This window comes from Sphingomonas sp. JC676 (assembly GCF_014489075.1).
Taxonomy (GTDB): domain Bacteria; phylum Pseudomonadota; class Alphaproteobacteria; order Sphingomonadales; family Sphingomonadaceae; genus Sphingomonas.
Map to the genome: position 1 here is coordinate 28,418 of NZ_JACTGR010000006.1, position 13,798 is coordinate 42,215.

General features: G+C 67.3%; 7 protein-coding genes. 2 read left to right on the top strand and 5 right to left on the bottom strand.

Going from position 1 to position 13,798, the window contains the following annotated elements:
* Positions 1 to 80: 80 nt before the first annotated feature.
* Complete coding sequence (locus IAG41_RS18585) at positions 81 to 1,652, top strand: M23 family metallopeptidase (protein WP_262408763.1); 1,572 nt, start codon at positions 81 to 83, stop codon at positions 1,650 to 1,652.
* A gap of 147 nt (positions 1,653 to 1,799) precedes the next feature.
* Here IAG41_RS18585 and IAG41_RS18590 read toward each other — a convergent pair whose 3' ends face one another.
* From IAG41_RS18590 to IAG41_RS18610, 5 genes are all read right to left on the bottom strand, one after another.
* Complete coding sequence (locus IAG41_RS18590; RefSeq protein ID WP_187730178.1) at positions 1,800 to 3,470, bottom strand: ATP-binding protein; 1,671 nt, start codon at positions 3,468 to 3,470, stop codon at positions 1,800 to 1,802.
* Positions 3,471 to 3,560: 90 nt separating this feature from the next.
* Positions 3,561 to 4,283 (bottom strand): TIGR02186 family protein, encoded by a 723-nt coding sequence (locus IAG41_RS18595; protein ID WP_187730494.1) that lies wholly within the window; start codon positions 4,281 to 4,283, stop codon positions 3,561 to 3,563.
* A gap of 35 nt (positions 4,284 to 4,318) precedes the next feature.
* Entirely contained in the window at positions 4,319 to 5,233 is a 915-nt protein-coding gene (locus IAG41_RS18600; RefSeq protein WP_187730179.1) for a sulfite exporter TauE/SafE family protein, read from the bottom strand.
* Between the two features lie 47 nt (positions 5,234 to 5,280).
* Entirely contained in the window at positions 5,281 to 6,303 is a 1,023-nt protein-coding gene (locus IAG41_RS18605) for a hypothetical protein (protein WP_187730180.1), read from the bottom strand.
* Positions 6,300 to 7,697, bottom strand: a complete 1,398-nt coding sequence (locus tag IAG41_RS18610; RefSeq protein WP_187730181.1) for a glycosyl transferase family protein — start codon at positions 7,695 to 7,697, stop codon at positions 6,300 to 6,302. The genes IAG41_RS18605 and IAG41_RS18610 overlap by 4 nt, the downstream gene beginning before the upstream one ends.
* 227 nt (positions 7,698 to 7,924) lie before the next feature.
* Between IAG41_RS18610 and IAG41_RS18615 the strand changes: the two genes are divergently transcribed.
* Positions 7,925 to 13,702, top strand: a complete 5,778-nt coding sequence (locus IAG41_RS18615) for an alpha-2-macroglobulin family protein (RefSeq protein ID WP_187730182.1) — start codon at positions 7,925 to 7,927, stop codon at positions 13,700 to 13,702.
* Positions 13,703 to 13,798 lie beyond the last annotated feature (96 nt).

The window sequence follows — 13,798 nt, forward strand, 5'->3', positions numbered from 1 at the left end:
ATCATGTAAGGTGCTGAATCCCTTCATCTTGGGTGCAGCACAGGTCGCCGCAGCATGCGGCAAAGATCAGGCTGCTTAATTTGACATTAAACCCTGTCTTCCACAGTGATCGCACCCATGCCGGGGGTTGCGGCAAGCTCGACGACGATTTTTGGGGGCACCACGCCTTGTTTCAGCGCGAGGACCTGAGCACCGGAGAGGGCGGCGGCGGCACGTCGCGCGCGCTGGTGCTCGTGCCGAAGCCGCGGACGCTGATCGATCGGCTGTTCGCGCGGTTCGGCGATATCGACCTCGCCCCCGATCTCGGTTCGCGCATCGGCACGCTCACCTGGTATCGCGGTGCTGCGACCTGTGTGGGCCTCTGCGCCTTTACCCTCTTGCTGGCGCCAGGCTTCGAAGCCCCGATCTACGGCACCGTGCCGCCCCCCTTGAGCGGCGGCGAATGGGATGCGGCGCGCGCGCAGGCGATCAAGCCGCTCGGCCAGGGATCAATCAGCGGCTATCATGTCGCCGCGACCAACCTCGTCGCGCCGCTCACCGACACGCCCGAACGGCCGATCATCCAGAACGAGACCAGGCTTTCATCCGGCACGGCGCTGCTCGCCGTGCTCCAGCGCTCGGGCGTCGGCAAGACCGATGCGGGCCAGGTCGGCGCGCTCGTCACCAAGGCGATGGCGTTGAACGAGATCCAGCCGGGCACGATGCTCGATCTCACGCTGGGCCGCCGCCTCGACAAGTCGCAGCCGCGCCCCCTCGAGAAGCTCGAATTCCGCGCCAAGTTCGACTTGAAGCTCGAAGTCGCGCGCAACGGCGGTGCGCTCTCGCTCAAGCAGATCCCGATCGCGATCGACCGCACGCCGCTGCGCATCCAGGGCATGGTCGGCTCCAGCCTCTATCGCTCGGCCCGCGCCGCCGGCGCCCCGGCCAAGGCGGTCGAGGCCTATCTCCGCACCGTCGCCAGCCGCGTGTCGGTCTCGAAGATCGGATCGGGCTGCAAGTTCGACATCATCGTCGGTCAGGCGCGCGCTGCGACCGGCGAGGTGCAGATGGGCAGCCTGATGTATGCCGGCGTCACCGGTTGCGGAAACAGCGTCCAACTCGTCCCTTGGGGTGACGAGGGCAAGACCGAATGGTTCGACGGCGCCGGCCGCGGCAACAAGACCGGCATGATGGGCATGCCCGCCGCCGGGCATTTCTCATCCGGTTTCGGCATGCGTATGCATCCGATCCTGGGCTATACCCGCATGCACAGGGGCGTGGACATCGCCGCGCCCTGGGGTTCGCCGGTCTATGCCGCGATCGACGGTGTCGTGCAGGTCGCCGGACGCAGCGCCGGCTATGGCAACTTCATCAAGCTCGGCCATGACGGCGGCTACGGCACCGGATACGGCCATCTCAGCCGTATCCTGGTCCGGCCAGGCCAGCATGTCCGCAAGGGACAGCAGATCGGCGCTATCGGCAACACTGGTCTCTCGACCGGCCCGCACCTTCACTACGAGCTCTACAAGAACGGCGTGGCAGTAAACCCGCGCTCGGTATCCTTCTCGGTAGAGAATCGCCTTACCGGGGGCGCGCTCGGCGCGTTCAAGGCCAAGCTGAGCACCCTCCTCGCGGTGCCCATCGGCCACGGCGCCCAGCGCGACGAGGACTGAGCGCCCGCTACCGTTGAATTGTAGGATTTGGCCTGCGATCCCGCACAGGCTCTTTCTCATCTTGAATGGAATCGGCCGCCTCACGCACACACGCGCGCGGAACCTGAGACCTTTGTGACTTTAGGGTAACCGGCTACCGTTCGCCAGTTATTTGCCCTGCGATCGCCAGCGCTTGATCGTGCGCTCGAGCATCATTTCCTCGCCGCCGGTGTCGCGCCACAATTCGGAGAAGATCGGATCGTCCGATGCCGGGCGCTTGCCCTCATCGAGCGCGTCGAACAGCAGCCGGATCGGCGTCGCCACGCCTTCGCCCACCGCGATGCATTCGCGATTCCGAAGTGCCGGGATCGAATCGAGGAAGCCGCGCGCGCCTTCGGGCATCGCCGCGCGGACGAATGCCTGGTCGCGCTCGTTGTTGAGCCGCATCGACAGGATCGTGCCGCATTGGGAGAGCACCCCTTCGGCCAGATCCGACGGGCGCTGCGTGATCAGCCCCAACGACACGCCATATTTGCGGCCTTCCTTGGCGATCCGGCTCAAGATCCGCCCCACCGACGAGCCATCGGCATTGCGCTCATTGGGCACATAGCGGTGCGCCTCCTCGCAGACGAGCAGCACCGGGCGCTTGGTTTCGCCGCGCGACCAGATCGCGAAGTCGAACACCATCCGGGCGAGCACCGCGACGACCACCGAGGTGATTTCGCTAGGCACGCCCGAGACGTCGACGATCGAGATCGGCTTGCCGTCGCCCGGCAGGCGGAACACCCGCGCCAGGAATGAAGCCATGCTGTCCGCCACCAGCATGCCCGAGAACATGAAGGCATAGCGCGGATCGCCCTTGATCTCGTCAATTTTGCTGCGCAACCGAAGATAGGGCGCCGTGTCGGTCGCCTTGTCCATCTTGCCCATTTCGAGCTGGAGGATCTGGGTCAGGTCCGAGAGCAGATAGGGGATCGGTGCGTCGACAGTGAGCTTGCCGATTTCCTGCGCCAGCCGATTCTTGCCCTTGGCGAGCAGGATGCACTTGGCAAGGATATCGGCGTCCACCTGGCGGTCCGAGCCGGAGGTGGTGAGGAACACTTCGCAATGCTCCTCGAAGTTCATCAGCCAATAGGGCATCTGCAGGTTCGAGACGTCGTACAGCGCACCGATCGTCTTGAACGCGCTGGCATATTCGCCGTGCGGATCGATCATCAGGATATGGCCCTGCGGCGCCAGCTCGCAGATCCGGTGCAGGATCAGCGCAGCCGCGGTCGACTTACCCGTGCCGGTCGAGCCGAGCAGCGCGAAATGCTTGCCGAGCATCGCGTCGATATAGAGCGCGGCACGGATATCCTTGGTCGGATAGACATTGCCCACTTCGATATGCGCGCGATCGTCCGAGGCGTAGATCTGCTTGAGGTCGGCCGTGGTGACGGCAAACACCGGCGCACCCGGCGTCGGATAACGCGTCACGCCGCGGCGGAACTTGTAGAGCTTGCCGGTAAGCTTCTCTTCGTCGCCTTCACCGAGAAAGTCGATCTGCGCGGCGATCCGGTCGGCGGTCTCGAGCTTGAGGGCGCGGACATTGGCGATCAGCCAGGTATTGCCCACCCGCACCTTGACCTGGCTGCCGACGGTTCCGGCATTGGCAATGGCCGCATCGCTGCTGGCGGCGAGCGTTTCGAGAGCCGCCTGATCGAAGATCACCTGACTCGTCGAGCCGGCGATTTCCAGCACCGCGCCGATCGGTTGCGACGGCGCGTGCGCAGGCAGAATGTCCGACGATGCGATGGGTGCCGCGTTCTCGAAACCACGCGCCCCGAACTGGCCTTCCATCGGCTACTCCCTTGAATCGGAGCCACCATGCCGCAGGGAAGTAAAGATTGGGTATGTTCGCAGGTGTTTACCATGCTTTGCCGGCCGGTGTCAGAAGCGCCGCCAGATCGCTCCCGCGCCCCAGCCCAGCAGGATCGAAAGCGCCACCGCGACGAGCCCATAAGCCAGCGATTGGTCCTCCGCCGCAGTGGCGACGAATCGCTCGAAACCGGACTTGCGGATGTCGATCGGCCGCACTGCCGCCGCCAGCACGCGTCCGTCGCGAATCAGGAAGGTCTCGGCGGTGAAGCGGCCCACCGGCACGCGCGCTGGGATGTTGAGCCGCGCCCGATAGAGCACGCCGTCGGTGATCTCTACCGCGCCCGGCGCCTCGTAATAGAGCCCGCCCCGGGTCCTGAGGTCGACTAGCCCCTTGTCGAACCGCGCCTGCACCTCCGGCTGGGCACCCGATGACGGCGAAAGCTGGAGGCTGTCGACGCCAAGCTCGTAGATCGCCCTGGTGCGCTCGTCGACGAGCTCGCGGATCGGCTTGGACGAGGCGATCGCATAGAAGCTCGGCGCGGACCGGTAACGCGTCCGCTCGGCGTTCATCCAGATGCCGGCGACCTTTTCCTTCTCGCGGACCAGCACCGATTGGGTCGGTCCCTTCACCACCACGACGATGTCCGCGGGCTTCTCGCCGCGCTCAGGCGTGCGGCCGCCGGGATAGAGAATTGCCCCGAACAGCAGCAGCTCGGCGCCGGTGAACGAATAGGCGATCTCGATGGCGCGCTGCGAAACGTCGGGCACCAGCACCGGCTTGGCCTGGCCCATCAGCAACGGCGCGAGCAGGAGGACAGCCCAACGCTTCACGAGACTTCGACCGTGTAGATCTCGTCGGGCCGCCAGGCGAGGCCGGCCAGCATGCGCACCGCGACGAGCAGCACGATGATCGCAAGGATTAGCCGCAGATATTCGGGCTTCACCTTCTGCGCGAACCGCGCACCGATCTGCGCGCCGATCACCGATCCAAGCAGCAGCAGCGCCGCCAGCACGATGTCGACCGCCTTGGTCGTGGTCGCGTGCACCATCGTCGCCGCCGCGGTGACGAACAGGATCTGGAACAGCGAGGTGCCGACCACGACCTGCGTGCCCATGCCGAGCAGATAGAGCATCGCCGGCACCAGAATGAAGCCGCCGCCCACGCCCAGCAGCACGGTCAATATGCCGGTGCAGAAGCCCAGGAGCAGTGGCGCCAGCGGCGAGATATAGAGGCCCGAGCGATAGAAGCGCCAGCGCAGCGGCAGCGAAGCGACTAGCGGATGGTGCCGCCGCCGCCGCGGCTTGGGCGGCCTCGCGCCGCGCGACACCCGCACGGCGGTGATCGATTCCTGCAGCATCAGCCCGCCGATCGACCCCAGCATGACGACATAGAGGATGCCGATCACAGTATCGATCGCGCCGGTCGCCTGGAGCGACGTGAACAGCGCCGCGCCGGCGATGCTCCCTAGCACGCCGCCGACCACCAACACCAGACCCATATGGACGTCGACGCCACCCCGTCGGAAATGCGCAAACACGCCGGATACGCTGGCGCCAGTCACCTGGCTCGCCGCCGATGCCGCCGCGACGGTGGGCGGGATGCCGTAGAAGATCAGCAGCGGGGTAGTGAGGAATCCGCCGCCGACGCCGAACATGCCCGAGAGCAGGCCGACGCCGAGCCCCAGCGCCACGATCACCAGCGCGTTTACCGAAAGATTGGCGATGGGAAGATAAAGGTCCATGCGCCCACCGCACTACCGCTTTTGCGCAGCACTGCAAAAGGGTGCGGCTAGAAATCGCTGCCGATCGTCAGCGCCGGCCCCGAACCCGGCCTTGCATCTCCCGCCACCCGTTGCCGCCAGTCGAGCGCGAGCCGGACGTTCTGGCGGCCCAGTGGCAACCCTAGCGTCGCCGAGGGGCCGAGATCGAGCCGTTGCGCGTCGCGTTGCGCCGCGCCCCAGGCGCCCGCGCCGAGCGACAAGCGCACGCCGCCGCGCTCCGCCACGACGCGTGTTGCCCGAGCTGCGCCATCGGCATAGGGCTCGATCCGCGCCCGCCGGATCGCACCGGCCTGACCATAGGCTTCGAGCCGGAAATCGGCGGGCACCCGTGTGTCGATCCCCGCGATCACGCCCAGCCCCGTCCCGCCGCGCGTGCCGTCGAGCCCGAAGCGCTGTTCCGCGACCAGCCGTACCGGCGCTCGTGTCGGCTGCCATTCGAGCCCAACCGCACCTTCCGCGCCCCTGCCCGCGAGCGGCGCAGCAACCCGCACGAAGGCTGCGACCCGCCGCTCGGGCGCCAGCAGATACGAAACCCGCAACCCTGCCTGGCTTCCGCCGAGCTGGCTGGCCCCCGGCGCCGCGCCCAGCCCCTTGCCGGGACGCGCCACCAGCCAGGCGCTCGCCGACCAGCGCGACAGCATCGGCGTGATCGTCACCGGCTGTGCAGCCGTCGGAAGCGCCACGACAGGAGTACCGGGAAATTCGGGCGCGCCATATTGGATGAGCCCCAACAGCGCCATCTGGATGCGCGCCGGATCGGCGGCCGGTCTCGACGCAGCGAGGTCCGGCTGCGGCTTTCGGTCATGCACTCTCGCTACTGGTCTCGCGTGCCTGCGTTCGACAGCGACGTGCGCGGCCTGGAGGAGCACCGCATCCGCCGGGGCCGGTCGGCTCGCCTGCGCCAGCGGGACCAGAGTCTCGATCGCCGCCGGTAGCGAGCCCGTCTGCGGCCAGAGTATCGCGATGCGCACGCCGATCCATCCGGCCGCCACCAGCGCCAGAAAGCGCAGCGGACGGCCGCGCCCGGTCACGCCGCGCCCTGCCCGGCATCCGGAAACTGATGATCGGTCTTGTCCCATTGCGGCGCCGAGCCGGCGAGCAGCCGCGCATAGATCGCAATCGCGCGCCGCGCCGCGAGCAGCGCGATATAGTTGGCGACCAGGATCCGCGGCACCGACAACAGCCCGTCGCGCCAGCCATGGGCACGGGTCACGAACGCGGCGCGGACCGTCAGCCGCCAGCCCAGCAGCGCAAGATTCGTCCAGAGCAGAACCTGCACCAGCGGCGACGGCGACGCCGCGACCGTGCCGGCAACCGCATGCCCGGCAAGCCCCGCCCCCCACAACACGAGCGCGCAATAGGCGATCGCGAGCACCGGCATCGCCAGCGTCGCGCGCCGGTCGCGCACCCGCATCCAGTGATCGCCCAGATCGCCCGGCCGACCCCAGCCGGTCCGGTCCCAACCGGCGAGGGCGATCCCCGTCATCCAGCGCGCCTTTTGCCGAACGGCCGCGTTCAGCGTCGCCGGAAAATAGGCGCGCACCGCCACCGGTCGCCCACCCGGGCACTCGGGTACCCGCGCCAGAACGCAGTCGCAGCCGAATGCGCGAAAGGCGAGCCCCAACTCATAATCCTCGACCAGGCTGGTCGCGTCGAACGGCATCCCGCCCCGCGCCGCGGCGATGCGCCCCAGCACGTCGCGCCGGATCGCACAGCCTACGCCGGCAAGCGGCAGTCCCGCGCCCAGTGCCTGCCGAACAAGCAGCGTCTTGCTGTGCGCCTCCGCGAACTCATCCAGATAATGGCCCGACACGAAGCGCGAATCCGGATGCCGCAGCGGCAGCACCGGCAATTGCACCGCGCCGTATCGCCGCAGGAAATCGGCGAAGACGCGCAGTTCGAACGGATGAACCAGATCCTCGGCGTCGTGCAACACCACCGCGGCGACCAGTCGGCCCTCCGCCGCCTCGTCATGCCGCAGCGCCCGCCACAGCGCGTTCAGGCAATCGGCCTTTGTCGTGGGCCCCGGATTGGACCCGATCACCAGCCGAACCCGCTCGTCCAACTCCGCCACCCTGGCCACTTCGGCGATCGTCGCGGGATCGTTGGGATACGTGCCGACATAGAGCGCATAGTCGGGATAGTCGAAGCGGCCGAGCGCGCTTCGCAGCATCTGGCCGATCACCTGCGCTTCATCCCATGCCGCGACGAAGATCGCGATCGGAATTGGCGGCGCTGCGGCGATCTCCTGCTCCTCCGACCGGGGCAGTACCAATCGCCGCAGCGCCACGCCTATGCGCCGGACCGCATAGATGAGGTCGACGAGAAGATCGTCGATCCCCCCGAGCAGGAAGAATATCGCCGCGAACAGCGTCGCCTCGCGCGCCGCTGCGTCGATCGCAACTAGGATGCCCCCATCCCCCACGGCGATATCTCCGATTCGGAAACGGCATTATCCCGTGTCGGGAGCGAAACAATCAAGGCGAAACCACGGGATTCGTGGGGCATTTCGCCTATCGGAAAGGCACAATCTGATCCATTTTGGCGTAAACCGGTCTGGGTGCGACAATCACGCGTCATCGCCAATCATCGCTGGACTTGCATTCCCGCCCCCTGCAAATCTTCACGCACGGCCTTGGAGAGGGGTGTTCCATGAAGCTCGTTGCCCGGCTTGGTATTCTCGCGCTGGTCCTTGCTCCCTTGGGCGCGGTCGTCGCCTTCGGGGACAACAGCCCCCAGGTCGAAATGGCGACCCCCGGTGTCGGCGACGGCGCGATCGAGCGCTTCACCGCCCGTTTCAACCAGCCGATGGTGCCTCTGGGCGATCCGCGCGCGGCGGGGCCGTTCGATGTCGAATGCCCGGTGGGCGGCGAGGGCCGCTGGGTCGACCAGCAGACCTTCGTCCATGAATTCGCCAGCCCGCTCCCAGGAGGAGTCACCTGCACCTTCACCTTGAAGGACAAGCTCAAGAGCCTCGCGGGCTTTGCCATTACCGGCCAGAGCAAGTTCACCGTCGACAGTGGCGGCCCGATCGCGCGCGCGGTGCTGCCCAATCGCTATGGCAGCGAGATCGAGGAGGATCAGGTCTTTCTCGTTGCCGCCAATCTCGCGCCCGATCGCGCCTCGGTCGCCGCCAATGCCTATTGCGCGGTCGACGGTATCGGCGAGAAGATCCCGGTCGACGTGCTGCCCGCCGATGTCGCGTCCAAGCTCCTCTCCGATCTCGGCACCGATCGCTGGGAAGTGCAGAGCTTCCTAAGCGACGCCGGCCTGCCCCAGGCGCTTCCCGCCGCAGCCGCCGATCGCGCCAAGGCGACCGCCAGCGTCGTAGCGCTCAAATGCCGCCGCCCGCTGCCCCCCGGCCGCGACATGGCGCTCGTTTGGGGCAAGGACATCGCCAGCGCCTCGGGCCGCGTCGCCGGCACCGACCAGCGCTACGACTTCACCGTCCGCAAGCCCTTCACCGCGCGCTTCGAATGCTCGCGGGTCAATCCGCAGGCGGGCTGCAACCCGGTGCAGGATGCATGGGTCCGCTTCTCCGCGCCGATTCCGATGACGCAGGCCAAGGCGGTCCGCATCAAGCTGCCCGACGGCAAGGAGCTGGCTCCGGTCTTCGGCGACGACAAGGGCAAGGGTGACGACAAGACCCGTGCAACCGTCGCCGATCTCAAGTTCAAGGCACCTTTGCCCGCCGGACCGGTCACCGCCAAGCTGGTCCTCCCCGCCGACGTCACCGACGAGAGCGGGCGCAAACTCTCCAATGCCGAACGCTTCCCGCTCGATATCCGCTTCGATGAAGCGCCGCCTTTGGTGAAATTCGCCGCGAACTTCGGCATCCTCGAAGCCAAGGAGGGCGGCGTCCTTCCGGTCAGCGTCCGCAATGTCGAGGCCAGGCTCGGCGGCAGCCAGATGGCCGTCAACGGCCAGAGCCTGCGCATCGAGGGTGGCGACGGCGAGATCGCCAACTGGCTTCATGCGATCGACGACGCCGCGAAGACCAAAAGCGACGAGATCAAGCGCGGCGATGAGACGGTCTATATCAACCAGACCGGCGCCAAGCCGCTACTGACACCCGCGACCGGCAAACCGTTCCAGGTCAACCTCCCCGGCGGCGGCAAGGAATTCGAGGTGGTGGGCATCCCGCTCACCAAGCCAGGATTCTATGTCGTCGAGCTCGCCAGCCCCCGGCTCGGCGAGGCTTTGCTGGGCCGTAAGGCGCCGCGCTATGTCGCCGCCGGCGCGCTGGTCACGAACATGAGCGTCCATTTCAAGTGGGGCCGCGAGACCTCCTTGGTCTGGGTGACCTCGCTCGACGGCGGCACCGGCGTCGGCGGCGCCGAGGTGCGGATCACCGACAGCTGCACCGGCCAGTTGCTCGCCAAGGGCACCACCGATGCCTCGGGCCGTCTCGGCGTGCCCAAGGGGCTTCCCCAGCCCGAAACCTATGCCAGCTGCGAGAACGGCAATGCCTCGCCGCTGATGGTCTCGGCGCGCAAGGCCGACGATTTCAGCTTCACTCTCACCGATTGGGGCGAGGGCATCCGCCCCTACGATTTCGACCTGCCTTATGGCTGGAGCGCGCCCGAGGAGATCTACCACACCGTGTTCGACCGGGCGCTCGTCCGCCAGGGCGAGACGATCCACATGAAGCACATCATCCGCCGCCCCGTCGCGGCGGGCTTCGAGGCGCCCAAGCCGTTCGACGCGACGCTGCGCCTCGAACATCGCGGCGACGACACGGTCTACGACATTCCGGTCTCGATCGACGCCAACGGCATCGGCGAATCGAGCTGGACCGCACCCAGCGGCGCCAAGATGGGCGATTACGACATCCGCTTCGTCGTGAAGGGCGAGGGCGCGGAGGAAAAGACGATCTGGACCGGCCAGTCGTTCAAGGTCGACGAGTATAAGCTTCCGACAATGAAGGCGAGCGTCGCCGGCCCCAAGGATCCGGCCGTGCGCCCGACGACGCTGCCGCTCGATCTGTTCGTCGGCTATCTCGCCGGGGGCGGCGCGTCGAACCTGCCGGTCGAGCTGCGCATCGGCTATTTCGACAGCTTCCCGACCCCCGACGGCTATGAAGGCTACAGCTTCGGCGGCCGCCCGATGGCCGAGGGGACCAAGCCGCTCAACGGCAATGATGAAAGCGACGAGGAATCGCCCCAGCTCCCGCCGACCCAGACGCTACCGGTCACCTTGAACGGCGAGGGCAGCGCGCGCGCGGCGATCGATGTCCCGCAATCGCTCGACCAGAACACCTCGATGCTCGTCGAGATGGATTATCAGGACGCCAATGGCGAGATCCTGACCGCTTCGCGCCGCATCCCACTCTACACCTCGGCGATCCAGCTCGGCGTCAAGACCGATGGCTGGCTGATGAAGCAGGACGATCTGCGCCTGCGCTTCGTCGCGCTTGATACCGCGGGCAAGCCGGTCGCCAACCAGCAGGTCTCGATCGAGCTCTACAGCCGCGAGATCCTGACCGCACGGCGCCGGCTGATCGGCGGCTTCTACGCATACGACAACCAGGTGAAGACGACCAAGCTCGGCGCCACCTGCTCGGCGACCACCGACGCGCAAGGGTTGGCGACCTGCCAGCTCGATCCCGGCGTGTCTGGCGAAGTCTATGCCGTCGCCACCACCAAGGACGCCAATGGCAATGTCTCGCGCGCCACGCAGTCGGTGTGGCTGGTCGGCGACGACGATTGGTGGTTCGGCGGCGACAATGGCGACCGGATGGACCTGATCCCGGAGAAGACCGAGTACAAGGCCGGCGAGACCGCCAAGTTCCAGGTCCGCATGCCGTTCCGCGAGGCGACCGCATTGGTCACGGTCGAGCGCGAGGGCGTGCTCTCCAGCTTCGTCGTCGACCTGTCGGGCAAAGACCCGGTCGTCGAAGTGCCGATGCCCGCCGACTATGCCCCCGACGTCTTCGTCTCGGTGATGGCGGTGCGCGGCCGCGTCTCGGGCTGGGCGCAGTGGCGATCTGACATGGCGCGCGAATGGGGTGTCCCCTGGTCGAAGGACGGCGGCAAGCCGACCGCCACCGTCGATCTCGCCAAGCCCGCCTATCGCCTCGGCCTCGCCAAGGTGAAGGTGGGCTGGGAAGGCCACCGCCTCGGCGTCGCGGTCAAGGCCGACAAAGCGAGCTATGGCGCGCGCGACATCGCCAATGTCGATGTCGAGGTGAAGAACCCCGACGGCACGCCCGCACGCCAGGCCGAAGTCGCCTTCGCCGCAGTCGACGAGGCTTTGCTCCAGCTCGCGCCCAACGACAGCTGGAACCTGCTCGACGCGATGATGGGCGACCGCCCGATCTCGGTGCTCACCTCGACCGCGCAGACCCAGGTCGTCGGCAAGCGTCATTACGGCAAGAAGGCCGTCGAGGCGGGCGGCGGTGGCGGCGGCGATCTCTCGGGCCTCAACCGCGAGAATTTCCAGCCCGTCCTGCTGTGGAAGGGCAAGGTCGATCTCGACAGAAACGGCCACGCCCGGGTGCAGGTGCCGCTGTCCGACGCGCTCACCTCGTTCAAGCTGGTCGCGATCGCCACCAACGGCGCGCAATATTTCGGCACCGGCGAGACCAGCGTGCGCACCGCGCAGGATCTCAGCATCTATGCCGGCGTCCCCCAGCTCATCCGTACCGGCGATACGTTCGGGGCGATGTTCACGTTGCGCAACGGATCGGCCAAGCCGATACGCGTCACCGCGACGGTGGCGCTCAATCCCAATGTCGCGCAGGGCAAGCCGCTGACCGTCGACATCCCGCCGGGCGGCGCCTCACCGATCGTCTGGAACCTCACCGCGCCGCCCAATGAGGGCAAGCTCGCCTGGACCGTCACCGCCAAGTCGGCGGACGGCAAGTCGACCGACAAGATCACGGTGACGCAGGACGTCGTGCCCGCGGTGCCAGTCGAAACCTGGGCCGCCAGCCTCGGCCGCGTCGGTCAGGCGAACTTCAGCATCGCCCCGCCTATGGGCGCGCTGCCGGGCCGCGGCATGGTCGACATCACTTTGGCCGATACGCTCGCGCCGCCGCTCCAGGGCGTCCGCGACTACATGGCCGCCTATCCCTATGGCTGTCTCGAACAACGCACCTCCAGGGCGATTGCCCTGGGCGACACCGGCGCGTGGAACCTGATCGCGGGCGAGATCCCGTCCTATCAGGATGGTGACGGACTGCTCCGCTACTTCCCGGGCGACTGGCCGGGTTCGGAAGCGCTCACCGCCTATATCCTCTCGGTCACCGCCGAGGCGGGGCTTCCATTGCCCGAAGCGCCGCGCGCCAAGATGATCGAGGCGATGAAGTCGGTGCTCGATGGCCGCCTGCGCCGCGAAGACTATGGCGATGTCCGCCTCCAGCGGCTCGCGGCCTTCAACGCGCTCGCCAGGCAGGGCGCGGCGACCGCGCCGATGCTCGGCCAGCTCGGCATTACGCCAGCCGAGATGCCAACTTCGTCGCTTGCCGATTATGCCGCGGCGATCGGCAGTGTCCCCGGCCTCGCCAACGGTCCCCAGCTGCGCGCCGAAGCGGAAAAGACGCTGCGCACCCGCTTGGTCTATGAAGGTACCCGCGTGGATCTGTCGGACAAGGGTCGCATGCCCTGGTGGCTGATGGCGTCGGACGACAGCGCCGCGATCAAGGCCGTCCTCGCCACGCTCGGCCGCCCCGGTTGGAACGACGAGAATGCCAAGATGATGGTCGGCGTCGCGATGCGCCAGCAGCGCGGCCATTGGGACACGACCACCGCCAATGCCTGGGGCACGATCGCCGCCCGGAAATTCATGGCGATGTACCCCGCCCAGGCGATCGCCGGCGTCACCACCGCGACGCTTGGCCCGAGCTCGGTCAGCCGAACCTGGCCGTTGCTCGAGCCGCAGCGCATGTTCAGCCTGCCGCTCCCCGCGCAGACCACCCCGCTGATGCTCGGCCAGAGCGGCGGCGCGGGTCCCTGGGCGTTCGTCCGGGTCAAGGCGGCAGTGCCGCTCACCCAGCCGCTGATGGCGGGCTACAAGATGACCAAGAAGGTCGAGATGGTTCAGGCCGCCCGCCCGGGCACGCTGACCCGCGGCGACGTGGTCAAGGTGACCATCACGGTCGAGGCCTCAGCCGAGCGCAACTGGGTGGTGGTCAACGATCCGATGCCCGCGGGCGCAACCGTGCTCGGCAATCTCGGCGGCCAGTCCGAACTGCTCAACAAGGATGCGGGCAGCGACGGTGGTAGCTGGCCGAGTTATCTGGAGCGCTCGGGCGGCACCTTCCGCGCTTATTATGGCTGGGTGCCGCGCGGCAGCTTCACCATCACCTATGTGATGCGGCTGAACACGGCGGGCAAATTCAACCTGCCGGCGACGCGGGTCGAGGCGATGTATTCGCCCGAGATCCGCGCCCAATTGCCCAATGCCGTGATGACCGTGGCGGAGCGGTGAACGGGGGAACGCCGCTCGCCCGCCTGCTCGCCTTCGCCCGATCGCTGGCAAGGCGCATCGATGCTGCACCCGACGCACTCGCGCGCGGAGTAGCCA